General features: G+C 32.5%; 29 protein-coding genes. All 29 read left to right on the top strand.

The genetic code is table 11. The features are described 5' to 3' along the window. Positions 1-25: 25 nt before the first annotated feature. The 29 genes from O4O04_RS07680 to O4O04_RS07540 all read left to right on the top strand — a co-directional run bounded on the left by O4O04_RS07680 (position 26) and on the right by O4O04_RS07540 (position 24035). Complete coding sequence (locus O4O04_RS07680; protein WP_272535229.1) at positions 26-385, top strand: hypothetical protein; 360 nt, start codon at positions 26-28, stop codon at positions 383-385. Beyond that, positions 375-695: a hypothetical protein gene (locus O4O04_RS07675; protein WP_272535227.1), complete on the top strand. Its 321-nt coding sequence runs from the start codon at positions 375-377 to the stop codon at positions 693-695. Before O4O04_RS07680 ends, O4O04_RS07675 begins: the two co-directional genes overlap by 11 nt. Positions 696-1073: 378 nt before the next feature. Continuing rightward, a complete protein-coding gene (locus O4O04_RS07670; RefSeq protein WP_272535226.1) occupies positions 1074-1457 on the top strand; it encodes a type II toxin-antitoxin system RelE/ParE family toxin in 384 nt (127 codons plus the stop codon). Then, positions 1408-1758: an XRE family transcriptional regulator gene (locus O4O04_RS07665; RefSeq protein ID WP_272535224.1), complete on the top strand. Its 351-nt coding sequence runs from the start codon at positions 1408-1410 to the stop codon at positions 1756-1758. Before O4O04_RS07670 ends, O4O04_RS07665 begins: the two co-directional genes overlap by 50 nt. Positions 1759-2043: 285 nt before the next feature. Continuing rightward, the gene (locus O4O04_RS07660; RefSeq protein ID WP_272535223.1) at positions 2044-2685 is read left to right on the top strand and encodes a DUF4279 domain-containing protein; all 642 of its coding nucleotides are present in this window, start codon (positions 2044-2046) and stop codon (positions 2683-2685) included. Positions 2686-2950: 265 nt separating this feature from the next. After that, complete coding sequence (locus tag O4O04_RS07655) at positions 2951-3199, top strand: DUF6364 family protein (protein ID WP_272535222.1); 249 nt, start codon at positions 2951-2953, stop codon at positions 3197-3199. Next, a complete protein-coding gene (locus O4O04_RS07650; protein ID WP_272535179.1) occupies positions 3196-3615 on the top strand; it encodes a type II toxin-antitoxin system VapC family toxin in 420 nt (139 codons plus the stop codon). The genes O4O04_RS07655 and O4O04_RS07650 overlap by 4 nt, the downstream gene beginning before the upstream one ends. 288 nt (positions 3616-3903) lie before the next feature. Beyond that, the gene (locus O4O04_RS07645; protein ID WP_272535220.1) at positions 3904-4593 is read left to right on the top strand and encodes a DUF1361 domain-containing protein; all 690 of its coding nucleotides are present in this window, start codon (positions 3904-3906) and stop codon (positions 4591-4593) included. A 1755-nt stretch (positions 4594-6348) separates the two neighbouring features. After that, positions 6349-7086, top strand: a complete 738-nt coding sequence (locus tag O4O04_RS07640; protein ID WP_272535219.1) for a hypothetical protein — start codon at positions 6349-6351, stop codon at positions 7084-7086. Positions 7087-7317: 231 nt separating this feature from the next. Beyond that, a complete protein-coding gene (locus O4O04_RS07635; RefSeq protein WP_272535218.1) occupies positions 7318-7803 on the top strand; it encodes an SMI1/KNR4 family protein in 486 nt (161 codons plus the stop codon). Positions 7804-8057: 254 nt separating this feature from the next. Further along, positions 8058-8399, top strand: coding sequence for a type II toxin-antitoxin system RelE/ParE family toxin (locus O4O04_RS07630; protein WP_272535217.1), 342 nt, complete (start codon positions 8058-8060; stop codon positions 8397-8399). Continuing rightward, positions 8396-8719: a helix-turn-helix domain-containing protein gene (locus O4O04_RS07625; protein WP_272535216.1), complete on the top strand. Its 324-nt coding sequence runs from the start codon at positions 8396-8398 to the stop codon at positions 8717-8719. Before O4O04_RS07630 ends, O4O04_RS07625 begins: the two co-directional genes overlap by 4 nt. Before the next feature lie 220 nt (positions 8720-8939). After that, the gene (locus O4O04_RS07620) at positions 8940-10910 is read left to right on the top strand and encodes a DUF2075 domain-containing protein (protein WP_272535214.1); all 1971 of its coding nucleotides are present in this window, start codon (positions 8940-8942) and stop codon (positions 10908-10910) included. Positions 10911-11174: 264 nt separating this feature from the next. Then, a complete protein-coding gene (locus O4O04_RS07615) occupies positions 11175-11945 on the top strand; it encodes an SH3 domain-containing protein (protein ID WP_272535213.1) in 771 nt (256 codons plus the stop codon). Between the two features lie 227 nt (positions 11946-12172). Continuing rightward, the gene (locus O4O04_RS07610; protein WP_272535211.1) at positions 12173-12976 is read left to right on the top strand and encodes a hypothetical protein; all 804 of its coding nucleotides are present in this window, start codon (positions 12173-12175) and stop codon (positions 12974-12976) included. Between the two features lie 308 nt (positions 12977-13284). Beyond that, positions 13285-13566, top strand: coding sequence for a type II toxin-antitoxin system RelE/ParE family toxin (locus tag O4O04_RS07605; protein ID WP_272535210.1), 282 nt, complete (start codon positions 13285-13287; stop codon positions 13564-13566). A gap of 11 nt (positions 13567-13577) precedes the next feature. After that, positions 13578-13880 carry a HigA family addiction module antitoxin gene (locus O4O04_RS07600; protein WP_272535209.1) on the top strand — a complete coding sequence of 101 codons (303 nt, stop codon included), beginning with the start codon at positions 13578-13580 and terminating at the stop codon, positions 13878-13880. 640 nt (positions 13881-14520) lie between these two features. After that, positions 14521-15069 carry a cysteine hydrolase family protein gene (locus O4O04_RS07595; RefSeq protein ID WP_272535208.1) on the top strand — a complete coding sequence of 183 codons (549 nt, stop codon included), beginning with the start codon at positions 14521-14523 and terminating at the stop codon, positions 15067-15069. Positions 15070-15392: 323 nt separating this feature from the next. Further along, positions 15393-15674 carry a type II toxin-antitoxin system RelE/ParE family toxin gene (locus O4O04_RS07590; RefSeq protein WP_272535206.1) on the top strand — a complete coding sequence of 94 codons (282 nt, stop codon included), beginning with the start codon at positions 15393-15395 and terminating at the stop codon, positions 15672-15674. A gap of 15 nt (positions 15675-15689) precedes the next feature. Further along, complete coding sequence (locus tag O4O04_RS07585) at positions 15690-15995, top strand: HigA family addiction module antitoxin (protein ID WP_272535205.1); 306 nt, start codon at positions 15690-15692, stop codon at positions 15993-15995. A gap of 1011 nt (positions 15996-17006) precedes the next feature. Further along, positions 17007-17468, top strand: a complete 462-nt coding sequence (locus O4O04_RS07580; RefSeq protein WP_272535204.1) for a hypothetical protein — start codon at positions 17007-17009, stop codon at positions 17466-17468. 5 nt (positions 17469-17473) lie between these two features. Continuing rightward, positions 17474-17962, top strand: a complete 489-nt coding sequence (locus O4O04_RS07575; RefSeq protein WP_272535203.1) for a hypothetical protein — start codon at positions 17474-17476, stop codon at positions 17960-17962. Between the two features lie 180 nt (positions 17963-18142). Further along, positions 18143-18685, top strand: coding sequence for a hypothetical protein (locus tag O4O04_RS07570; protein ID WP_272535202.1), 543 nt, complete (start codon positions 18143-18145; stop codon positions 18683-18685). A gap of 45 nt (positions 18686-18730) precedes the next feature. Continuing rightward, positions 18731-18997, top strand: coding sequence for a transposase (locus O4O04_RS07565; protein ID WP_272535201.1), 267 nt, complete (start codon positions 18731-18733; stop codon positions 18995-18997). Beyond that, on the top strand, positions 18994-19797 hold the full coding sequence (locus O4O04_RS07560) for an IS3 family transposase (protein WP_272535200.1): 804 nt from the start codon (positions 18994-18996) through the stop codon (positions 19795-19797). Before O4O04_RS07565 ends, O4O04_RS07560 begins: the two co-directional genes overlap by 4 nt. A 516-nt stretch (positions 19798-20313) precedes the next feature. Beyond that, positions 20314-21633: a hypothetical protein gene (locus O4O04_RS07555; protein ID WP_272535199.1), complete on the top strand. Its 1320-nt coding sequence runs from the start codon at positions 20314-20316 to the stop codon at positions 21631-21633. Positions 21634-21878: 245 nt separating this feature from the next. Further along, the gene (locus O4O04_RS07550; RefSeq protein WP_272535198.1) at positions 21879-22628 is read left to right on the top strand and encodes a hypothetical protein; all 750 of its coding nucleotides are present in this window, start codon (positions 21879-21881) and stop codon (positions 22626-22628) included. Positions 22629-22683: 55 nt separating this feature from the next. Then, on the top strand, positions 22684-23163 hold the full coding sequence (locus O4O04_RS20410) for a transposase (RefSeq protein WP_336297496.1): 480 nt from the start codon (positions 22684-22686) through the stop codon (positions 23161-23163). Beyond that, positions 23160-24035, top strand: coding sequence for an IS3 family transposase (locus O4O04_RS07540; RefSeq protein ID WP_336297505.1), 876 nt, complete (start codon positions 23160-23162; stop codon positions 24033-24035). The genes O4O04_RS20410 and O4O04_RS07540 overlap by 4 nt, the downstream gene beginning before the upstream one ends. The last annotated feature ends 1163 nt before the right edge of the window (positions 24036-25198 follow it).

Genomic DNA, 25198 nt, shown 5'->3' with positions numbered 1-25198 from the left:
AGAGAATTGAAAGGAGGAAATAAATATGAAACAAATAATTCTTATAATTGGTTCTATATTCATTTTAAATTGTACAACTCGTAAGATTACCAAATATCAAGAAATAGGTTATATAGAACCACTAAAAGAGGGTATAATTTATTATCCTAAGGAACCTATAGCTAAATATTGTTTTGATGAAAAACAAAGTTCAAAGGTAAAAAATAAATATTATTTAGATTTTTTATTTATTGAAAATAATAAATTTTTTGATAGTATAGAAAAAAAATATGATTTTGAAAATGTGATCATTAGATATGATGAATTAACAGTATGTATTAATATTGCTTGTCAGAAGTTTAAAGAATGCTTACTTGTCTATGAGGTAGAAAAGATTGAAAATTAATTCATATATCTTCTTATTGTTTTTCTTTTTAACTTTTTCTTTATTTTCTGATGAAATTGGAAGATTTAAAGCAATACGTTTTGATACTAAATTTAATGATTTAGAAAGGAAAACAATAAAAGGAAAGGATTGTTCTAAATTTGAAGGAGTAGCAAGCATATCCAAAGCTGTAGAAAATGCTATAAAGATTGATCAAAATATTGTTGGAATGTATAGAGTTAAAGTAATTTTAGAGGAATTTGAATTATTTGGAAATCATTGTATTTATGTAGAAGGATATCCTAGATTTAAAGAAGAAGATATAAAGTAAGAAAAGTTCTAAAATATAAGAAATCACAACTTCGAATAACTCCGCTCAATCGTTTCATCCCTTCGCCCTTTGTTGCTTTGGAAGAGGGCTCGGGACAATTGTCGTGGCACTGCAATTGCTTTGCTCACTTTGTTCGCTGCAATTTCGTGCCAAAGCTAACGTCTAGAATTTCTGATCCTCAGGCACAGAGGCCTTCGGGAAATTCAAGACTCAGCTCTCGACAACTGCGATTGAGCTCCTCGTTATTCGAAAGAACCTAAAGCAACAATTTCAATAAATCGAACTAACTGATTCTGATGCAAAAAACTATAAGAAAAGGAATATGAACTGTAGTGAATATCTATTTGACAAATCCATGATATATGAAATAATGGTGGTGTGTGGCTAATAGAATCAACAATTGAATTTGATTTATGGATTTATAAACAAGATATATCTATTAGAGAAGCAATACTTTCTCAACTATATGTATTGGCTGAGAAAGGTCCTAATTTAGGAAGACCATATGTTGATACTATTCAAGGCACTAAGATTAATAATCTTAAAGAATTGAGAGTCCAGGTAAAGTTGAAAGTAATTCGAATCTTTTTTATATTTACAAAAGATAGAATAGGACTTATTCTAAATGCTGGAGATAAGAAAGGAAATGATCGTTTTTACGAAGAAATGATTCCCAAGGCAATAGAAATTTATCAAAAATGGGAGAGAGAAAATGAAGAAATCAAGCCTAAAGCAAAAAAGTCCAAGACTAAGCGCAATTGAAAAGATTGAAAAATCTTTATCTAAAGAAAGTATTGACAGAGCGAAATCTAAATCAAAAGAAATATTATTTCAAATCAATCTCTCTGAACTTAGAAAAAGCATTGGTATGAAGCAAGAGGAGATCACTTCATTTTCACAATCCTCATTGTCTAAATTAGAAACAAGGAAAGATATGAAAATATCAACACTTAAAGATTATCTAAATAGTCTAGATATGGATTTAGAAATAAAGGCTAAAGTAAGAAATCCACAAAAGAACCGAAACATAAAGAAAGAATATGTTTTATTAAGGTCAATTTAGATAATTGATAGAAGGTTCCTTCGAATAACTCCGCTCAATCGGAAACCCCCTGCGCCCTTTGTTGTCATGGTAGAGGGCTTGGGGCAATTGTCGTGGCACTGTAATTGCTTTTCCTCACTTCGTTCGTCGCAATTTCGTGCCAACGCTAACGTCTTGAATTTCTAATTCTCGTTCGGGGACTCACTCGGGAAATTCAAGACTCAGCTACCGACAACTGCGATTGAGCTCCTCGTTAAGCGAAATGCAAGCATGTTCTTATTTTTCACTCAATAAATGGACTTATTCATGGAAATATTAATAAAAAAAGCACGTAATGAAATTTCCAAACCGTCTTTAGCTATAACTCAGCAATACTTGGATGTGAATATAATAGATATAACAGATGGCGAGTATACGATCGAGCGAATTGCGAAATTTAATGAAAATACTATAATCTACTTCAAAATATCCGAGGAGAAGTTTTATTTAGGAATCACAATTGATAATTCAACGTCGGAAGTCATACATTCTTTCATTGAAAATGGAAATAAATGTTATCTTTCTTGTGTTTCATATAATCTAAGCTTGGAGCAGTTATCCAAACTTACAAAACTGAAATACACAAGCGGTTGGACTAAGGGTGATTTTCGCAAAGACCTGCAATCCAAATATGATTTTACTAGAATAAATTTTGAACTACTAACTTCAGAATGCTTTGACACAGAAAATGCAATAAATGAACTTTTAAAGATTCTTGAAACCGACATCCCTGGTATAAATAATCTCTCATCAAAAAGTGATGCTTGTATATCTATTTGTAAACATCAATATATATCCAGCAACGCTGGTCTTCATATTGACTTAAAAACAATAAATAGACTTGCCAAACTGAATCTACCACTTGATATCGACACTTATATTGTCGGTGCCAAAATATTAGATGAATAGTTTCAAACTTGCACATTCGCTTAACTTTCGCTTGCCGCATCGCCGGAATACCGGCTCGGTCTTCGACACATAGATCCTAGTCACGATTCTTGCAGGAGCAAGAATACGTGCCAACGGTAACGCCTCCTTTGGAGGCTCACCTAGGATCTACGTCGGCAAGCTCATTCGTTATTCGTCAAATCCATTAAGCTGAAAATATAATAATATCAAAATAAAAAACATTTGACAATACGTAAGATCTAATATACTGTCTACGTAGACTATCATGAATACCAAATTAACATTATCAATAAATGAAGAAGTCATTCAAGCTGCTAAAGATTTTGCAAAAAAAAATAATCGAAGCGTCTCGAAACTAGTTGAAGAATACCTATTTACACTTTCCAAACAAACAAATAGCAGCTTCGGAAGAGTACCTAAGTTTACAAAAAAATACGCAGGCATTCTTAAAAATCATGAATATTTTGATGCAAGGAAAGAAATCACAGAACATTTAGATAGAAAATACAAATGATGAAAGAGGTTTATTTAGACTCTGACGTCATCATTGATTTTTTATATGGTAGAGAGCCATTTTTTATTGATTCAATTGAAATTATATCACTGATTGAAGAAAAAAAGATCAAAGGATATATTTCATCTTTGATTATTTGGAATCTTTTCTATATTTTATCAAAACAATTGAATTCAAAAAAAGCTAGGGAACTAATTAAAGATTTTAAAAATCTCATTCACATTATTTCTGTTGATGAAAAAATTATTGATTTCGGTCTAAATTCAACGATTAAGGATTTTGAAGATTCAATTCAATATTTTTGCGCTAGAACTAAAGACATCGAATATTTCATAACAAGAAACAAGAAAGACTATCCGAAAGAGGGAATCAAAGTAGTTACTCCGAAAGAGTTTTTGACTTTGTGGAAAGTTTAAAAGATTATTATTGAGTCAGAATTGTATTTTTAAAATTGCGTATCAATTAAAAGTGATTGATTATAAAAGAAAGTATAGAAAAAAGATCCGACGAATAACTCCGCGTTACTGGAGACGTCTTCGCTCCTTTGTCTTTAAGGAAGAGGAGCTTCAGACCCATTCGGGTGTCACTACGATTGCCCTGCTCTCTACGTTCACAGCAATCTCGTGCCAACGCCAACGTCTCCTTTGGAGACTCGGCTCTCCCGAACGGCAGCAACGCTCCCCGTTATTCGCAACACTTTAGTTATGATTAAAATATTTCACTTAATTCCATTCAAAAAACAATTAATCGTTTTAGCTTTTTCATGTTTATTTAGTTTAGCATTTATTGAATTTAGGATATTCTATTTTAAAAACAAATATAACCATTTCTTGGTTTGGAATCTATTTCTCGCCCTAGTGCCATTATTGATCGCATATGTAAGTTTTATTTATTATAAAGTAAGAAGAAAAATTGATTTAGTTTTAATTATATTTCTTTTAATTTGGCTTTTGTTTTTTCCGAATGCTCCGTACATTGTAAGTGATTTTATACATTTAAAACCAAAGAAAGGAATACCTATTTGGTATGACATTTGTCTTTTTTATTCTTTTTCTTGGAATGGAATGCTTTCGGGTATTATGTCTTTAAGATTAATTCAGATTCTTATAAGTGATAGATTTAATAAACTAATAGGATGGCTTATTGTCCTAGCTATTGCGCCTCTTGCCTCCTTCGGAATATATTTAGGTAGATTTTATCGTTGGAATTCATGGGACATTGTCAACGATCCTGTTCATATTATTTATGAATCTTTAAAAATTTTAGGAAATGTCTACAACGACATTAAGATATCTTCTTTTTTATTAATTGTTTCACTTGGGATACTGGTAGCTTACGCCTTCGTTATATCCCTCGGATCATTAAATTTAAATTCAAAAAAGGAAGAAATTTAAGAATTTTAAAAAAGTGCTGCGAATAACTCCGCGTTACTGGAGACGTCCTCGCTCCTTTGACCTTGAAGAAGCGGAGCTTCAGACCCATTCGGGTGTCACTACGATTGCTTTTTCGCTTTGCTTTAGCAATCTCGTGCCAACGCCAACGTCTCCTTTGGAGACTCGGCTATCCCGAACGGCAGTAACGCTCCTCGTTATCTGTAACCGCCTCTAAGAGCGGACATCGAGTCCGCTTTTTATTTTTAAAAGCATTAAATTAAAGAAAAAGAGTATAAAACGCCAAATTGCTTTAATGGCTACTTTAAAAGTGAAGTATAAGTCTAGCACAATTGATATTATATAATTTGTTCACTGAATGTTTTTAAAAGATCAAAAACACTTCAGTCAGATCTGAATTAATCTCTTCTTTTTATTAAAATTAGAGTCAAAGCTGATTTGAGAGTTTTATTAGTAATTTCGTTTCTCAGTTTATAATTAAGTCAAAAACATTTGATATCTCAAAAAGTAAATGAAAGATTAATTCTTTAAGATTGTATTAAAAATTCTAAGAAAAAGAAGAAAGAACCTATTACTCTATTACATTGCTTTTCTATTTTCATTTACGCATTACGTATAAACTATTTGTTATACGCAATCTCCAAACGCCAATCAACGTTTTCAAGATTGAAAAAATGAAAGATTCAGTGGCGGATGTGAAGTTCGAGAGATAATTTTTCACTTCAGATTCAATTTGCCCTTATTTGAATTGAAAGCAATTAAATGCGATAAGAAAATTGTCTAAGAACGTCAGCATCCGTGCCGAGAAGATGGCGGCTACAGATAACACCAACTATCCGCTGCGCCTGAAATACAGGCTTGGTCTACGACACATAAATCCTAGTCACGATTCTTGCATAGCAAGAATTCGTGCCAACGCTACCGCCTCTTTGAGGCTCAGCTAGGATTTACGTCGGATAGTCAGACCGTTATCTGTAACCGCCTTTAAGAGCGGACGTCCTGTCCGCTTTTTTTAAATTTAAAAGAATTAATTCAAAGAAAGAGAGTTTTAACCGCTTATTATTGTAAAAACTAATAAGAATGTGAATTAAAGGTTTTGTTCAGATGAAATTGCTGTTTTAGTTTATTCTCAGTTTACAAAAGATCAAAGAAGCTTCATTCAGATTTCAGTTTTGATTTTCATTATTAAAGTATTATTGTCTTCTCTAATTTGAAATTGAACAGATTGATTTAGGTTCTCAGTTTATAAAGAAAATAAAAGCTGTGAACAAAATAAGTTTGTTATTGCTTTTTCCCTTACGATTGTTGAAAAATAAATAAATAGAAAAGAATTCACGTTTAATTTTCCAACAAAGTTTTACTATTCTGATTTTCGTATCATGTATAAGCTATATGTTATACTTAATCTCCAAACGCCAATCAGCGTTTTCAAGATTGAAAAAATCAAAGATTCAGTCACGGATATGAAGTTTAAGGCATAATTTTTCATTTCAGATTGAATTTGCTCTTATTTGAATTTAAAACACAGAAAGGCGATAAAAATACTGTCGAAGAAAGTCGGCATTCTTGCCGAGAAAATGGCGGCTACAGATAACACCAACTATCCGCTGCGCCTGAAATACAGGCTTGGTATGCGACACATAAAGCCTAGTCACGATTCTTGCAAGGCAAGAATTCGTGCCAACGCTACCGCCTCTTTGAGGCTCAGCTAGGATTTACGTCGGATAGTCAGACCGTTATTCACAATAAATTGAAATTATGAAATATAAAGAAATTTTATCCTTCAACTTTAAACTTTTAAATACAGATGATAGTTTAGAATTTTCTCGAAAGTTCTACTTAGATCTAGGATTAAAAAACTATAGCACCAATTGGGCTTTGTTAGATATTAATTCAGAAATATTTAATGATTTTTATATAGCAGCAAAAAAGTATGTAAAAGAGAAGAAAGCTAATTTTTATGGTTATTGCACACTTAGTCAAACTTATTTAGGCAATGCTGATGATGAATGGTATGAATTAGTCTCCCCAATTTCGGTTTCAGATTTTATTTCTGCCTCAAGTTTTAACAATCTTTATCCAGAAGGAAAAATATATAAATTTCCTGAAAATACAAATCTTGTTGATTCAATTTATTATTCTCTATTCTTTTCAAAAAAACTTAAAGAATTTATCCTCGATAAAGAATATTCAGGAATAGATTTTCTTTGGTTAAATGATATTGGAAAATATGAGGCTAAAGAGTGGTATATTCCAGTAGCAGATATTCCAATAGGAAAAGGATTAGATCATGATTGGTATGACACAAATTTTCTTCAGAATTCAAAATCTAATTTTGTTACTAGTTCAGATTATCGTGTCGGAGTTAATATTTTTTCCAATAGTGAAATTAAGAAGAAATACAAATTTCAAAATAAAATTTATTCATCCCTTTTTGAATTGTTTGAAAAATCGGAACTTTACATTATTTCAATGAGAAGATATCTAAAAGAATAATTACCTAAGACCGAATTTGCATATGGATGGAACTTAAATCATAACAATGAAAGACGAAGAACACTTTTCATAAATAGAAAGGTAGCTTCCGCTCTACTAAGTGAAAAACTTATTAAAAAAGAAAATCTTTTACTTTTAGAAATTTTAGAATTACCACCTATTGGAACAATAAATTTAGACATAAATGCAAAATTTCCACCACCACTTTTTATTAAATATGAAATTGATAAATTGAAAGAATACTCAAATAAATGTTATGAAAAAAATAAAAAGAAGAATAAACCAACTCTGACTATTAAATTAGATGAATCTTTAAAAAAAATAAAAAAATATTTAAAAGAAAAAGGAGAAAATCACCCAAAAGGATTGAAAAATATAGCCCTAAACATTCCTTCTCCAATTATCGAATTATTAAAAATTTCCAACGGACCGGAATTAAATCCCGAAGTAATAATATTATCAGATAAAGAACTACCAGATTTTAATGTTGAAATCGAATATTCATTAAAAGATAATGATCTATTCAGTAATACGTCAAATTATCTTTTTCATTTCTCTAAAAGCATTAACGGTGATTTCTATTCTATTAATTTAAATCCAAATTCATCTGAATATAACTATATATTCAGATTTAGTCATGAGGAGCTGGCTCCAATAGAGAAATGGAAAAATTTGGCTGAATTTCTAAATGATATTTCAAATGGCTATTATGACTAATTTACTGCGAATAACTTTCGCTTGCCGCATCGCCGGAATACCGGCTCGGTCTTCGACACATTCCTCGTCGTCACGCTTCTTGCAAAGGCAAGAAGACGTGCCGACGCTAACGCCTCCTTTGGAGGCTCAGCTACGAGGAACGTCGGCAAGCTCATTCGTTATACGAAAGAAGCGCTAACATTTGCTTTTTCAAAAATAAATAAATTTATTTTTATGCACTTGACAACATATGTCATGATTGACATATTGAATTAGTGTGGCAAATCTTACAAACTGAAGAATTTGAAAAATGGTTTTCAGATTTAAGTGAATCCGTAAAAGAAGATATCTATGCCAATATTAGCGTATTAAGTGTTCATGGTCCTACTTTAGGAAGACCGAGGGTCGATACAGTTAAAAATAGTAGTCATAAAAATATGAAAGAATTGAGAGTTCAAAGTTCAGGAAATCCGTTCAGAATTTTCTTTGCATTTGATCCCGAAAGAAGAGCAATTTTAATTATCGGTGGAAATAAAAAAGGCGATAAACGGTTTTATGAAAAATTAATTCCAATCGCTGATAAACTTTTTGATAAATATTTGGAGGATTTACAATGAAAACTAAAAGAAAGTATTCTGATTTTTTTGAAAATGCTAAAAAAACTATGTCTTCTGAAAGTATTGAAATAGCAAAAAACAAAGCCAATAAAATTTTATTTAGTATGAAACTTTCTGATCTTAGAAAGCAATCCGGTATCAAACAAACTGACATTGAAGGTTTTAGCCAAACTAGTATATCAAGAATTGAAGGTAGAGATGATATCAAGTTATCCACCCTAGTTGATTACGTCCATGCATTAGGCATGGAAATAGAAATAAAAGTAATTAACAAGAAGAAAAGAAATCAAGATAAAGAAATTTTATTAATGAAGGCATAATTATTCATCAAGCGCTTCCTTCGTATAACTTTCGCTTGCCGCATCTCCGGAATACCGGCTCGGTCTTCGACACATTCCTCTTCGTCACACTTCTTGCAGAGCAATAAGATGTGCCGACGCTAACGCCTCCTCTGGAGGCTCAGCTACGAGGAACGTCGGCAAGCTCATTCGTTAGCAGTCAGGCAAAAGCGACACTCCTAAACAAAACGACAACTAAATAATGAAGAGAAGTTATTATCAAAATACAGTAGACAAATTTTTAGCAGAAGACATAAATTCCATTTTCGGACAGCTTGCAAAAAATCATCAACACGATCTTGAAGACCAACAAAAAAATGCTTGGATCAAGCAAGTTGAGTTTTTAAAATCTTGGCTTAACGACATTGACGGAAATATTTATTTTGAGTTCTCCATTCCCCGAATGGGAAAAAGAGTTGACAATATTTTAATTTCAAAAAATTTCATTTTTGTAATTGAGTTTAAAGTTGGTGACACTCATTACACAAAAGATGCACAATATCAAACAATCGATTATTGTCTTGATTTGTTAAACTTTCACGAAGGTAGCCACGACAAGACAATTATTCCAATTTTAGTTGCAACAAAAGCAAACAATGCAGCAAACGATATTCCAAGCGCAATACAATTAGACACTTGTGTTTTGTGTAACGCAGACAACTTTGAACACACTCTAAAAAACTTTTTAGCATCTCAAACTGTGACACAACAGATAAATATTGCTGATTGGGAAAATAGTACATACAAGCCGACACCAACAATTATTGAAGCAGCACAAGCGCTGTACAAAGGACATAATGTACAAGAAATTTCCAGAAGTGATTCAGGAGCAATAAACCTTTCTCGAACTGCAAAGGCAATAAATAACATTATTGAAAATGCTAAGACGAAAAAACTAAAATCTGTTTGTTTTCTCACTGGAGTTCCGGGCGCTGGAAAAACACTTGCAGGTTTAAACATTGCAAACGAACGATTAAAAGCTGACGAATCTGAGCATTCTGTTTTTCTTTCAGGAAATGGACCTTTAGTAGATGTGCTTAGAGAAGCGCTAACAAGAGATTCCGTTCAAACAGCAAAAGTATATGGCGAAAAACTAAAAAAGGCAGATGCAGAAAGAGAAGCAAAAGCATTTATTCAAAACATTCATCATTTCCGGGACGACAATTTAAAAACAGAGAAAGCGCCGATAGAAAAAGTTGTAGTTTTTGACGAAGCCCAAAGGGCTTGGCAAAAAGAACAAGTTTCAAAGTTTATGAAAGCCAAAAAGGGAATTGACGACTTTGAAATGTCCGAACCGGAATATTTGATTAGTGTGATGAATCGCCACGAAGATTGGTGCACAATTGTTTGTTTAATTGGTGGAGGACAGGAAATAAACACAGGCGAAGCAGGCGTTTCAGAATGGATTGAATCATTAAAACAAAAATATACTGATTGGAACGTTTACTACTCAGACAAAATCCTAAGTGAAAAGTCAACCGATTTAAATAATGAAGACCTTTTGAATTGGTTACAATCAAAAGGAAACAAAGAAACAGATTTGCATTTGGCTGTTTCTATACGTTCGTTTAGAAGTGAGAAAATCGCATTATTTGTTCAACACGTTTTAGAAAACGAACCTGAAAAGGCAAATTATGTTTTCAATTCAATCAAAAACAATTATCCAATTTTTCTAACGAGGAACTTAAACACAGCGAAAAATTGGCTTAAGAAAAATGCAAAAGGGACTGAAAGAATTGGTGTAGTTGCAAGTTCAGGCGGACGAAGATTGCGAGCTGACGGAATTGATGTTAAAAACGAAATTGAACCTGCAATTTGGTTTCTTAATGGAAAAGATGATGTCCGTTCTTCGTATTACTTAGAAGGAGTTGCAACGGAATTTGACATTCAAGGTTTAGAAATTGATTTTACTTGTGTTGCTTGGGACATCAATTTATATCACGATAATAGCGTATGGAATTTCCAGAGTTTTAAAGGTTCAAAATGGCAAAACATTAATCAAGACGCAGCTAAAAATTATCTGCTAAATTCGTATCGTGTTTTGTTGACACGAGCAAGGCAAGGAATGATTATCTTCGTCCCAGACGTTGATAACACAGACGCAACAAGACCAAAAGATTATTACGACAAGACTTTTGAATATTTTAAAGAGTGTGGACTAACAATAATATAAAATATGCCCGAACTGCTAACAACGACAATCCGCAGCGCACTGCGTTCTTGAGGAACCCAGTGCTTGGTCTTCGACACATAGATCCTAGTCACGATTCTTGCAAAGGCAAGAATACGTGCCAACGGTAACGTCCAGCACCATTTTAAACGTTCGCAAAGCTCACTAAATGGTGCTGGACTCACCTAGGATCTACGTCGGATAGTCGGACCGTTAGGTGAAAGCGATTTCAGTAATATGAACCATTATATTTTAATTTAATTTATATTGATTATCCTAGGCTGTGGTTCTGACGAATTAAAAGAAAGGTATGTTTTAGCCAAGTCAGGCGTAAATCTCAGATCAAATCCTGATGTAAATTCGAAGATATTGGTTTCAATTCCAAAAAATAAAATTGTATTTATAAATCTTAAAAAATGCATTTTTTCAAACCTTAATGAAGAAAAATATTGTTGGTATCAAAGTAGATATTTAGATCAAACCGATTTGTTTGAATATAAAGGGTGGATATATTCTTTATACTTAGGAGATCATATAGAGCAAGTAAGGAATTCTGGTTATTGGAAAGGAAATAAATTTATATTTATAGAAGCATCGGAAAGGGGGATATTAGAAATACTTGACACTGATTTTTTGCCTGAAAGTCAAGATTATTATAAATTTGTTAGCGGTTCGATTTCTTTTAAAGAAAAAAAATTTAAATTAAAGGATGGCTCATTTCATCTTAAAAAAGAAATATTGGTAAAAGACTGGACTGGAACTCCAGGTGAATATTATGAAAATAGGATGTTGGTTTCAGGAAAGTATAGGAATAACAAATTAGAAGGTCAAATTAAGTTGAAGGATTATTTAAATGATTCAGTGGATTTATATTACAATTATGAAGCTGCTGGATTATTTGTAAACGGTTACTGCAAATCATTTGAGATTTCCGGAATCCTAGGACATCGTATGAAAAAAGCAAAAATAAAAATATCTGATCCAATAGAATACTCACATAAATACTTAATGTCTCTGATGTGGGATACGGTCGAGTAAGTAATAGAATAGCAAGAATCGCCTTCACCTAACTCCGCGTTACTGGAAACGTCCTCGCTCCTTTGCCCTTAATGAAAAGGAGCTTCAGACCCATTCGGGTGTCACTACGATTGCCCTGCTCTCTTCGTTCACAGCAATCTCGTGCCAACGCTAATGTGTCCTTCGGACACTCAGCTATCCCGAACGGCAGCAACGCTCCTCGTTAAGCGAAAGCTCTTGAATCATATATGAAAAAAAATGAAAACATATTTATTTATTCTCTGTTAATCTTAGTACATTGCAATATATTTACGCAAGAAGTTCCAACCCAGCATTTTGTAATTACATCCGATGAAGCAGTTTTGACGACGAGACCTCATGATACGCTTGGAGACCCTGCTCCACGCGGTTTTACGTTTTATGGGGATAAGCTTGGGGATTGGGTTTTTATTGAAGGAAAAGGATTTATACGCTCAAGAGATTTATCAATTGTTTCAGATCGTTTGATCCATGGACCTACAACCGGTCCTTTAATTCCGTTATCGGTAAGGACACCTAATGGCAACTTTACTAGTTTTTCTCCAGAGTTGAAATTTGATAAAAAGAAACCATTCCTTACGATCTATGGATTTAGGCGGGAAGACAGTACTAAAGTCGATTCTTGGCCAACAATTTATCGAGGAGAGATCTCTAATCAAGAGTTCAATTTCGAACAAGTAGGTGGGTTTCGAGAGTTCATTGCAATAGTTGATTGGAATGACGATGATTTTGACGATTTCATTTTTACTGGACCATCCTTAAACGGCGCGGGAATAGTGCCAGGTATCTGGGTGCTTCTCTCGAATCCGAAGGGATATAAACCTTTTATGTTAATGGATACAGAGCAATGGTGTCATTGCAATTTCAGTACTGTTGTAAATGGTTGGCCAGAGGAACCTGGAGCATCTCTAATGTATTACGAACCTGCTAGAAAAGCTTTACGTTTTAGGCATACTGATGCTGCCTTTTTCGTCGTAATATCTCAGGAAGGAGAATGGAAGGTTGAAAGGTAGTCCGTTAGAGCCTTCGCTTAACTCCGCTCAATCGGAAACCCCCTGCGCCCTTTGAAGTTATGGAAGAGGGCTTGGGGCAATTGTCGTGGCACTGCGGTTGCATTAGTCGCTAAAGCTCCCAGCAACCTCGTGCCAACGCTAACGTCTCTGCGAGACTCAGCTATCCCGAACGGCAGTAACGCTCCTCGTTATCTGCCATATTTTATAGCTATTCCAGACTGACGAAGCTAATTTCAAATTTTCACGAAATTGATAAAAAAAGAAATAATACTGATTGACAATAATATTGCTTAACGATACTATTAGGAGTGATTACTTCTTTTTACGATAAAGAAACCGAGAAAGTTTGGAATCAACAATTTTCGAAAAAATTGCCGACTCAAATTCAAAAGAGTGCTTACAGAAAATTGGTTATGATCGCTAGATCAAAGAACATTGAAGATTTGCAAATACCACCTTCAAATCACTTGGAAATTTTATTAGGAAACAGGAAAGGTCAATACAGTATAAGGATAAATGATCAGTGGAGAATTTGTTTTTATTGGAATAATGGAAATGCAACGTCAGTTGAAATAGTTGACTATCACTAGGAGAATTTAATATGAGAAAGATACCAAATGTTCATCCAGGCGAAATACTAAATGAAGAATTTCTAGTTCCGTTAAATATTACAGCTTATCGGTTAGCCAAAGAGACTAAATTGAGTCCAACTCGAATCAGTGAAATAATAAACTTCAAAAGAGGAATAACTGCTGACACAGCGATTCGTTTTTCGAAGTTTTTTGGAAATTCTGTAGAGTTTTGGATGGGAATTCAGGATGAATATGAGATTCGAGAGGGTTTCGAGAAAATTGGGAAAGATTTAAAAGAGATTAGGCATTACAAAGAACTATTAACTGCGTGATTGTTCTTTTAAGCTATCATTAAGGCTGTTACATATTGTCAGAAGCTAAAGCGCTATATTAGAAAAGAGAAATTAATAAAACTGAAAAAAAATACGGCAGATAACTCCGCGTTACTGGAAACGTCTTCGCTCCTTTGCCTTGAATGAAGAGGAGCTTCAGACCCATTCGGGTGTCACTACGATTGCCCTGCTCTCTTCGTTCACAGCAATCTCGTGCCAACGCTAACGCCCAGCACCATTTCAAACGTTCGCATAGGTCACTAAATGGTGCTGGGCTCAGCTTTCCCGAACGGAAGCAACGCTCCTCGTTACACGCCATTTTTCAGATTCAATAGAAAATTCATTTCTAATTATTGTATATTAAAAACATTTTATAATTTATATTCAAATCAGAGTCAGAGTTAACATTATTTCTCTCTCCAAATAAAGGTTAAAAAATATATAAGACTTTTGAAAATTAATAAGTGAGTGTTGATGCTTTATAAAATTTAGAATTCATTATAAAAAAGCAAATAATTTGTTTAAAGTTATTTTTGTTTACATTTATCAATTTAGGTAACAACTTCTTTTTAATTGTCGAATTATAGCTTACCTAGATTAAACATTAATTTTACTTTTTTACTGTAATGATTTTTATAATATGAAAAATGCTCTGATTGTAATAATTGACCCTCAGAATGACTTTACGCATGCGAATGGACAATATGCAAAAAGACATTCAGGAATAACTTTTATTAAAAGAGCTTTAGAAAAAATTGATGTTTTAATAAAAAGTATTGAAGGTATCACTAAAGCAGTGATTTACTCAGACTACGACATAAATCAGTTTGAAGCAAATCTTTCAATCTGTATTCCTGGAACGTTTGGACATAAATTAAATTTAGAAATAAAAAATATTGATTATAGTTTTATCAAAAAAGAATATAGCATTTTTTCATCAAAAGAATTTATAGACTTTCTCTGGCAATACAAAATTGATACAATATATATTTCTGGGTTTTTAACTGAATATTGCATCAGATCCAGTATATTTGATGCAGCAGCCCAAAATTACAGTATAATAGTTCTAGAAGATTGTATTGGAACAGGTGACGATGTTCAACATCGGAATACTGATTTCTTAATTGATTTACAAAAGAGCGGAATTAAATTAACGTCAAGTGAAGAATTGATAAAAATTCTATCATGATTTTTAGAATAAAAATTACAAAATACATTAATATAATGCAAATTGATATTCAAAAAACGGCGTGTAACTCCGCGTTACTGGAAACGTCTTCGCTCCTTTGACCTTAAGGAAGCGGAGCTTCAGACCCATTCGGGTGTCACTCCGATTGCTTTTTCGCTTTGCTCAAGCAATCTCGTGCCAACGCCAACGTCTCCTTAGAGACTCGGCTCTCCCGAAAGGCAGTAACGCTCCTCGTTATTTGCAATTGGTTTCAATTCCAAATTCTTAAATGATGAAATAAAAATTTATTTGACAATTGTATCTGCAATACAGATATAGTAGAAGTGATTGTTTCTTTCGGTGATAATGAAACTAGAAAAGTGTTTGATCAGGAATTTTCACGCAAAATACCACCTGATATTCAAAAACGAGCATTGTTCAAACTTTTGATGATTGATAATGCTGAATCTGAAATCGATCTTAAAATTCCTATTTCGAATAGGTTAGAACAATTAAAAGGCAATTTAAAAGAATATTATTCAATTAGAATTAATGACCAGTGGAGAATTATTTTTAAATTTAAAAAAGGAAATAGTTATGAAGTTTCGATTACGGATTATCACTAAGAAGGAATCAAAAAAATGAATAAAGATAAACGAATTCCAACACCAACCATTGCTGAGATATTAAAAGAAGAGTTTTTGGAGCCATTAGAAATTACACCTTACAAACTTTCTAAAGATTTACATGTATCGACTTCAACAATTTTGGACATTATGCATGGTAAAAGAAAAATCACAGTGGAAATGTCGCTAAGATTAGCGAAATACTTTGGCATGTCCGAAAAGTTTTGGATTAATTTACAAAACGATATTGAAATGCGAGAAAAAAGAGAAAAAATGAAATCAAAGTTAGATTCTATTAAGCCATTACGAAAGAGTGCTTGATAAGAATACCAACTGCAAATAACTTTCGCTTGCCGCATCGCCGGAATACCGGCTCGGCCTTCAACACATTACTCTTCGTCACGCTTCTTGCAAAGCAAGAAGACGCGCCGACGCTAACACCTCCTTTGGAGGCTCAGCTACGAGGAACGTCGGCAAGCTCATTCGTTATCTGTAACCGCCTTTAAGAGCGGACGTCCTGTCCGCTTTTTTTAAATTTAAAAGAATTAATTCAAAGAAAGAGAGTTTTAACCGCTTATTATTGTAAAAACTAATAAGAATGTGAATTAAAGGTTTTGTTCAGATGAAATTGCTGTTTTAGTTTATTCTCAGTTTACAAAAGATCAAAGAAGCTTCATTCAGATTTCAGTTTTGATTTTCATTATTAAAGTATTATTGTCTTCTCTAATTTGAAATTGAACAGATTGATTTAGGTTCTCAGTTTATAAAGAAAATAAAAGCTGTGAACAAAATAAGTTTGTTATTGCTTTTTCCCTTACGATTGTTGAAAAATAAATAAATAGAAAAGAATTCACGTTTAATTTTCCAACAAAGTTTTACTATTCTGATTTTCGTATCATGTATAAGCTATATGTTATACTTAATCTCCAAACGCCAATCAGCGTTTTCAAGATTGAAAAAATCAAAGATTCAGTCACGGATATGAAGTTTAAGGCATAATTTTTCATTTCAGATTGAATTTGCTCTTATTTGAATTTAAAACACAGAAAGGCGATAAAAATACTGTCGAAGAAAGTCGGCATCCTTGCCGAGAAAATGGCGGCTACAGATAACACCAACTATCCGCTGCGCCTGAAATACAGGCTCGGTCTGCGACACATAAATCCTAGTCACGATTCTTGCAAGGCAAGAATTCGTGCCAACGCTAACGTCCAGCACCATTTTAAACATTCGCATAGCTCACTAAATGGTGCTGGACTCAGCTAGGATTTACGTCGGATAGTCAGACCGTTATGCGACAGTCGAAAATCTCTTTATTAAAGGATAAGAATTATGTTAAATTGGTTTATAGAAATTAAATTTAAAGATCTCTCTGAAAATATATATTGGTTTCCATTCTATATAGAAGCTTTCACGAAGCAAGATGCGGAAGCTTACACAAAACGTCATACTACCGGATTAAAAGAGAAATATGATATTTTAGAAGTATATATCGAACAAGTAATAGAAGGTTTATATTCAGTATTAATTAAGGAATATAGAAACCAAGCGTTTAGTGGAAAACCTCTTTATATTGACATCAAGCGATACGTTCTAGTCAGGGAGAATGACTTAATCGATACTAATCCAGAAATACCTTTCAATGAAACTCTAATATTAGAAACTTTGATTCACGGTAAAGCAAAAGCCGAATATTACAAAACAAATCGATTTCCAATTCAGAAAATTAGTCGAAGTTTAGAAAAAACTGAGACTTTTAATGAGATACTTATCCTCCACATTTTTGCTAAATAATTCAAATGATTGAATATATAAATGGAAACTCTACATTAATCTCTATAGTTACTTCATTTTTAACACTTGTCACAACTATAGTTTATGTAATAATTAATAGTTTAATGCATTTAGAAATGGTAAAAAGTAGAAAATTACTGCAAAAACCTGACGTAAGCATTAGATTGGAAAAAATTAAATCAGGCTTTATGAATCTAATTTTGGAAAATAATACACCAAACGATGTTTACAATTTAAAATTCCTAGAATATCCAAAAAGTTTAATTGGAAACAACGAAGACGTTCCAGGCTTCCTGTTAAAGGGGATATCCTATTTATCAGCTAAACAATCTTACGAATCTTTTTTTATAAATTATCCATACTTAGTTCAGAAAAATCAACATGAACAAACTATCAAATTTCATCTAAAATATTCGAATTCATTCGGAAAATCATTTGAAAAAATTGTGGAAATAAATCTCGGTTTACTATATAACAACAAATATCTAGCCTAATATGAATCGACCGTCGCATAACTTTCGCTTGCCGCATCGCCGGAATACCGGCTCGGTCTTCGACACATTCCTCTCCGTCACGCTTCTTGCAGAGCAAGAAGATGTGCCGACGCTAACGCCTCCTTTGGAGGCTCAGCTACGAGGAACGTCGGCAAGCTCATTCGTTAAGCGCAATAGCTTATGTTAAATGACAATAAAAATGAAAATATGATTTTTAAGCTCATATTGAAAATAAGTCAATTTCGATTAAAAAGAAATTTCAATAGAAAGTTTAAAAATTTAGAAAAAACGTTATCGTTGATACATGATGCAAACAGCTTCACCTTAAATAATAAACTCGTTTATCATAATACTATTTGGAATTTTGCAGGCTTCGTAAACATATGTTCCTATGATCTAGCTGTTGCTGGATATGAAATGCTTTTCACTAATCATCATTGGAAACGTGTTTATTTTGCGCGACAAGCTGCTTTAATAATATTCGAGGCATCCGAAGATATACCTCAGTTAATGGGAAGAAAATTACGGACAGCTATCTCGACTCTTCCTAACAGCCAGTCACTTATTGCTGAATTAAATCAGATTAATGCAAATTTTACTGATTATAAAAGAGAGAAGAGAGCTTCACTTGAGAGAATACGTCATTTTACGATAGGACATAGAGATCACGATATGGAAGATGTAATGGAAATTATTTTGAATAACCTGCCCCCCAAAAACTGAACCGATTAATAAGTTAGTTTTCACCGATGATAATAGGAGAAAACAATGGCAAAAAAGAAATTTCAAGAATCAGAGATCTATAAAGTTCTTAAGGAAGCAGAATCAGGTATTCCCATTAAGGAAGTTGCTAGAAAATATGGGATAACTGAGCAAACCTTCTACCGATGGCGGAACAAATATGGAGGAATGGAGATGAGTGATATGAAACTTTTAAAATCACTTGAAAATGAAAATTCCAACCTAAAAAGATTAGTAGCTGAACAAGCTTTAGAAATCCAAGCGATTAAGAATGTTTTAGGAAAAAAGTTTTGAACAGGGAGCATAAAGAGAAAGCAGTATCCCTGTTAATTCAAGAAGGACTTTCTCAAAATAGCAGTCTGAAACTTTTAGAATATCCCAAGTCGACATTTTACTATAAAAGTAAACCACCAGATACTGATACAATAGATGAGATTAGAAGACTGGCTTTTCGACGAAAGCGAGATGGCTATCGACGAATATACAAAAAGATACGTCGATCGGGAAAGATTGTAAATCATAAAAAGATTTACCGTTTATATCGATTAGAAGGGCTAAAAATAAGGACAAAATCAAATAAACGAAAGAAAACAATACCATCTAAGCCTTTAGAACTCCCAACAAAATCAAATCAAGTTTGGTCTATGGATTTCGTTTTTGAGAGAACATTGGATCAGAGAAAACAAAGAATACTAACAGGGATTGATCACTTCAGCAGGGAATATTCAATTCTTCATGTAGAATATTCTTTTTCCTCACTTAAGTTAATTCAATTTTTAGATTCTCTAGAAAATCTTCCAAGATCTTTTGTCTTAGATAATGGAACGGAATTTACCTCTACGGCATTTAGAGAATGGGCTGAAAATAAAGGTATAGATATCCATTTTATTGATAAAGGAAAGCTTACTCAGAATGCATTTATAGAAAGCTTCAATGGTAAGCTGAGAGATGAGTGTTTGAATCTTAACTTATTTAAAAACCAAAATGAATTATCTAAAGCCTTAGAAATATATCAAAAGGATTATAATGAGGAAAGACTTCATTCTTCATTAAACTACTTGACCCCATTGGAATATAAGTTGAAGTTTGGATAAGATTTTATTGAAAACTAACTTATTTATTGGTACTGAAAATGGGGGCAGGTCATGAATATTGATATTCCAGAAATTCGAAATATGATTTTTTCATTTGACAATCACTTAAACACTTTAGGACCATTTTTACAAAAGCTTATGAATGAGAGTTCTAGTCAAATCCCAAGGTAACTTATCCTTAATCCAACATTCTTATAGCATTACTTTTTTAATATCATTGACAGTTTCTCAAATAAAAACGAATCTTTCATTTCGAAGCTAACGTAAAAACCTGGAAAAGCTACTGCGCTTAACTCCGTCTACCTGTAAAAACCCTCGCTCCTCGTCCTTAGGTAGCGGAGCTTCGGGTCCATTCGGGAGTCACTGCGATTGCTTTGACTCACTTTGTTCGTCGCAATCTCGTGCCAACGGTAACGCCTCAGGTTTCTAATCCTCAGGCACGGAGCCCTTCGGGAAACCAGAGGCTCACCTATCCCGAACGGCAGGTAGACTCCTCGTTATTCGAAATGGAAAAAAATGGAAATAAAAAAAGAAAAAATCGAAGAAATTAATTCTATTTGTTTAGCTAACAAAATTAGTATTGAAGTTTCAGATAATAATGATTGGGTAGATCTAAGTATTTTACTACCTAATGGATCAATTGATAGAAAAATATCTCCTATTTCAGATGAACAAATAGAATTATTAATGGAAAATAATTTTCAAAATTATTGTTTCTTGGAAAATTATAACTGTGTGTACAACAGAAAAGAAAATAAAATAATTAGTTTTCTTCTCCTGGATAACAATACATATGGTGTTTCTTTCTATATTTATTTACTACATATTTATAAAAAGTATAATAGATTTATAGTAAAGGAAGAGATAGAATATTATTTTTCAATGGATAAAGAATCTATAATTCCTGAAAATATAGAAATTATCGATGATTCTGATAAAACTATAAAAATTATAATTGGAAAACCAAATAATTTTTATAGGATATTATTTAATAAGCAGTTTGATTATTATAATAGTAAATTTTATAACGAATTAATGATAACAATTGAATATCCAATAAGAACATTAGATGAGAATAGTATCCTTAAAATCCTAAAGGATTTTTCATTTCCAGTTTTCTTTCAATTGGATTCTATTTTTAATTTGTCTTTAAAATTAGAAAGAGAACCTAATAATAAGCATGAATATTTTAAAATTAATACTGAGGATAAGCTTCACAACCTTATTTTTCCGAAGATTAAATATAATGAAATTGCTTGTGAGTTATATTTCAATGCTATTAATTCAAAAGAAAGTCCCAGTATACAGTTTTTGAATTTCTATCAAATACTTGAGTTTTATTTTTCGGCTTTCACTAGTGATAGTCACATAAACAAAATGAAAAACATTTTAAAAAGTGCTACTTTTGATTTAAGAGTTGATGAGAAAATAAATGAATTGTATGATATTATTAAATCGAGTGTTCAGAATACGAATAGGGATGAAAAGAATTCTTTAAAAATAGTTATTGAAAATGGATTAAAATATAATTATTTCAGAGAAATAATACAGAATAACGAAGAAATAAAAAAATTCTTTTTAAAAGATAAAAAACTATCAAAATATAATTTAGATTTTCATGAATTAAAATTAAACGACAATTTTATTTCTAATCTAACGAATAGAATTTATGATATTCGATGTCAAATCGTTCATAAGAAAGTAAATCCTAATGAAAATGAGAATGAAATATTTATTTATCCAAATTCGGAAAAGGAATATCTTCTAAAATTTGATATATTTATTTTGAAAGAAATTACTAGAAATATAATTTATAATAAAGGATATGGTATATAAATATTCCACTTCGAATAACTCCGCGTTACTGGAAACGTCTTCGCTCCTTTGCCTTTGAAGAAGCGGAGCTTCAGACCCATTCGGGTGACACTACGATTGCCCTTTTCTCTTCGTTCACCGCAATCTCGTGCCAACGCAAACGTCTCCTTTGGAGACTCGGCTATCCCGAACGGCAGCAACGCTCCTCGTTATTCGACATTTAAAAAATTTATTGAATTTTATACCTAAAACTAAAAGGAAAGTCGATGATTATTAATATTCTCTCATCTGCGGAAGAAATAAATTATAAAATTTCAGTTTTAATTCTTTTAATTCTTATTATCTCATATTTATGGATAGTTCTTGCAGCATTTACTATCAGTACATTTAAAGGAGTAGTTGTTTTTCTATTTCCTGGTTACTCACTATTGTTACTTTATAATCATTGGAATAATTTAAAAATGCCATTTATTTTTTTAATTTCTATATTTCCTCTTTATACTATGACACTTTTTTCTAATGAATTACTATTTAGCCTTTATTCAAATAAGAATCCATCACAAATTTCGTTAAATGATTTAGCAAAAGGAGTATATCCCGAGACTTTTTATGTAAGCATAGATTCTGAAATTTCAAAAGATAGTTCATTAAACTCCTTAGGAACCAAATTTATAGACAAGGAATTAGTTGAATATTTTCTTATAAATTCCAAAGAAAATAACAGAAGTAGAAAAAAATTAAATAACATTAATTTATTAGCAAATTATAATACTGCTAGTATATTGAAAGAAAAAAATATTTCAGGACTTCATCATGGATTAATCAGCAAGAGCGGAGCTATGCTCTCTTACGCAGAGCAGGAGGAATTAAAAATCTTGTTCCCAGGAGTGAATTTAAATCAAATATTATTTTTAGAAATAGGTAAGACTCCTATTAATAATGCACTAATTATTTTAGCTTATCTCTCTACTATTTTATTATTTTTTACAACTGTATATTTTTTATTAAAGCTATAAATATAAACGTCGAATAACTCCGCGTTACTGGAAACGTCCTCGCTCCTTTGTCTTTATGGTAGCGGAGCTTCAGACCCATTCGGGTGTCACTGCGATTGCTTTATTCGCTTTGCTCACCGCAATCTCGTGCCAACGCCAACGTCTCCTTTGGAGACTCGGCTTTCCCGAACGGCTGGTATTCCCCCAAAAAACTGGACAGAAAAAATGGTTCTTCGCTAAGGAGAAACAAATGTATCAAGGACCCAAAGACTACCCTCATGAGTTCAAAATCCAATCACTGAAACGGTATTTGGAAAATGGATGTAGGTGTAATTTTACTGCCAAAGAATTAGGAATACCAGAATCTACCCTTAGAGGTTGGAGAACGAAATATATGGCTGAAGTGAAACAAGAAATTAAGCCCAATAAAAAGGGGAAGAAAGATTATGAAAGTTTACTTATTGAAAAAGAAAAGAGAATCCAGCAATTAGAAGCTGAGAATTTAATTTTAAAAAAGTCAATAGGCATTTTCACAAGAGACCCACAACAAAAATAGATAAGTATCAATTCATTAAAGATAACGTATTATATTTTAAAGTGGTGAAAATGTGCAAGACTTTAGAAGTCTCTAGGTCTGGTTATTACAACTGGAAGAATAGAAGATTAAGTAAACGAAAAGTATTTAATATGCTATTGCTATCTGAGATAAAACGTATCCACATAGAATCAGAAGAAATATATGGTAGCCCAAAAATCTATGAAACATTGATTACAGAGGGATACTTATGTAATAGAAAACTTGTAGAAAGATTAATGAAATTAGCGAAAATTCGCAGTAAAATCAAGAAAAAGTTTAGAGTCGTAACAACGAACTCAAAACATTCTAATGAGATTTCTCCAAACATATTAAATCGAAAATTTAATGCTTCAAAACCTGGAGAAGTATGGTGTTCAGATATCACCTATATAGAAGTAAAATCTCGTTGGTTTTATTTAACTACGATAATCGATTTGTTTAATCGAGAAATAGTTGGTTGGGATCTAAGCGAAAGCCTAGAATCTAATTCACTAATAACCTGCTTTGATAATGCTTTCAATTTACACAAACCAGAGCCAGGTTGTATATTCCATTCTGACCGTGGCATACAGTTTGCATCTAGGGAGTTTCGAAGAAAATTACAGGAAAGTGAAATGAAGCAAAGTATGAGTAGAAAAGGCGATTGTTGGGACAATGCTGTAGCTGAATCCTTTTTTAAAATATTAAAGTCTGAATTGATAAGGCATGTAAGGTATGATGATATGAAACAAGCAAAACAAAGTTTATTCGAATATATTGAAATATTTTACAATAGGAAAAGAATTCATTCTACTTTAGGCTTTACTTCACCTAGCGAATTCAAAAAACTATATAAAATGCGAACTGCCTAATTTACTGTCCGAAAAAAAGGGGGATTACCACAGTAACGCTCCTCGTTATTCGCAACCGCCTAGAAGAGCGGACATCGTGTCCGCTTAATGAAAATAGAAAGAAAAATTTTAAAAGAAAAGATTTAATAGACTAACAAAGTATTTCAAGTAATTTCAAATTTAGTAAAAATAATTTAAAGGGAATTAAAAATAAAGATCAAATGAACTTGGAAGCCACTTTATTACTTTTATGTAATTATAGTAATAAGAACTATCAATAAATTAATCTCATTGAATTAGAATGCTGAATTTTTGAGCAAAATATTTAATGGATTATCACGGATGATAAATTTCAGAGTTTAGGTTTTTTGAAGAATTACTATTCGTGAATGATTTACTACAATTTGAATTTGAAAGAAATAAAAAAATCAAATGCAAAAGCATTGAAATATTGTTAAGCTCAATCTTTCTAAAAAGAAGTTTTTCTTGGAATTGTTTTAAAGAAAAGAAAATACTTTTTAATAGCGTTTTTTGTTTTTATCATTATAAAACACAAATAGGAGTGTTGGAAAACACAAAGAATCAAAGAAATTAAAGAATAGCGGATTCTTACAAAAAGTGGCTTTTTTTTGTATAAGCATCATTTTAAAAAAAGAATGAAAAAATCCACAGACGATTTGCTTTTTCCATTGCAATTTGAACTCACCAACGGATGTTTTCATGTGAAATGATGACTTTCATTTATTTGGAATGTTGCTTTCTCACGAGTGATTTAAGAATCAAGATCAGTTTGAATTGAATATTAAATTTTTATGAAGATTAAAATTCCAATTGCTTTATAACCTTGACATTCCCACTTTAGGTGAAGGATATCGGCATCCCTGCCTCGATAACGGCGACAGACGGCTAACAACGACCATCCGCTGCGCACTGAGTTCTTAAGGAACCCAGTGCTTGGTCTTCGACACATAGATCCTAGTCACGATTCTTGCAAAGGCAAGAATACGTGCCAACGGTAACGCCTCCTTTGGAGGCTCACCTAGGATCTACGTCGGATAGTCTTTATCTTTAGCCGAAATATCAAGAATACTTTATTATAATTGCCTCTATAAAAAAATTGTTACCTAAAGTTTTTGAATAAACTTAGAATATATTAAACAATTTTATATAATTATGGACTGTTT

Origin of the sequence: Leptospira sp. GIMC2001, from assembly GCF_028462125.1 — a bacterium.
Taxonomy (GTDB): Bacteria; Spirochaetota; Leptospiria; order Leptospirales; family Leptospiraceae.
Note: the sequence above shows the minus strand (reverse complement) of the source record. Positions and strands in the feature narration are given on the sequence as shown.

Bases quoted from the DNA above. Each gene is read 5' to 3' on its own strand.
- O4O04_RS07640 (WP_272535219.1), top strand. From the start codon at position 6,349: ATGAAATATAAAGAAATTTTATCCTTCAACTTTAAACTTTTAAATACA.
- O4O04_RS07620 (WP_272535214.1), top strand. From the start codon at position 8,940: ATGAAGAGAAGTTATTATCAAAATACAGTAGACAAATTTTTAGCAGAA.
- O4O04_RS07680 (WP_272535229.1), top strand. From the start codon at position 26: ATGAAACAAATAATTCTTATAATTGGTTCTATATTCATTTTAAATTGT.
- O4O04_RS07550 (WP_272535198.1), top strand. From the start codon at position 21,879: ATGATTATTAATATTCTCTCATCTGCGGAAGAAATAAATTATAAAATT.
- O4O04_RS07565 (WP_272535201.1), top strand. From the start codon at position 18,731: ATGGCAAAAAAGAAATTTCAAGAATCAGAGATCTATAAAGTTCTTAAG.
- O4O04_RS07575 (WP_272535203.1), top strand. From the start codon at position 17,474: ATGATTGAATATATAAATGGAAACTCTACATTAATCTCTATAGTTACT.
- O4O04_RS07650 (WP_272535179.1), top strand. From the start codon at position 3,196: ATGATGAAAGAGGTTTATTTAGACTCTGACGTCATCATTGATTTTTTA.
- O4O04_RS07625 (WP_272535216.1), top strand. From the start codon at position 8,396: ATGAAAACTAAAAGAAAGTATTCTGATTTTTTTGAAAATGCTAAAAAA.
- O4O04_RS07570 (WP_272535202.1), top strand. From the start codon at position 18,143: ATGTTAAATGACAATAAAAATGAAAATATGATTTTTAAGCTCATATTG.
- O4O04_RS07600 (WP_272535209.1), top strand. From the start codon at position 13,578: ATGAGAAAGATACCAAATGTTCATCCAGGCGAAATACTAAATGAAGAA.
- O4O04_RS07655 (WP_272535222.1), top strand. From the start codon at position 2,951: ATGAATACCAAATTAACATTATCAATAAATGAAGAAGTCATTCAAGCT.
- O4O04_RS07660 (WP_272535223.1), top strand. From the start codon at position 2,044: ATGGAAATATTAATAAAAAAAGCACGTAATGAAATTTCCAAACCGTCT.
- O4O04_RS07585 (WP_272535205.1), top strand. From the start codon at position 15,690: ATGAATAAAGATAAACGAATTCCAACACCAACCATTGCTGAGATATTA.
- O4O04_RS07580 (WP_272535204.1), top strand. From the start codon at position 17,007: ATGTTAAATTGGTTTATAGAAATTAAATTTAAAGATCTCTCTGAAAAT.
- O4O04_RS07595 (WP_272535208.1), top strand. From the start codon at position 14,521: ATGAAAAATGCTCTGATTGTAATAATTGACCCTCAGAATGACTTTACG.
- O4O04_RS07610 (WP_272535211.1), top strand. From the start codon at position 12,173: ATGAAAAAAAATGAAAACATATTTATTTATTCTCTGTTAATCTTAGTA.
- O4O04_RS07555 (WP_272535199.1), top strand. From the start codon at position 20,314: ATGGAAATAAAAAAAGAAAAAATCGAAGAAATTAATTCTATTTGTTTA.
- O4O04_RS07665 (WP_272535224.1), top strand. From the start codon at position 1,408: ATGAAGAAATCAAGCCTAAAGCAAAAAAGTCCAAGACTAAGCGCAATT.
- O4O04_RS20410 (WP_336297496.1), top strand. From the start codon at position 22,684: ATGGTAGCGGAGCTTCAGACCCATTCGGGTGTCACTGCGATTGCTTTA.
- O4O04_RS07645 (WP_272535220.1), top strand. From the start codon at position 3,904: ATGATTAAAATATTTCACTTAATTCCATTCAAAAAACAATTAATCGTT.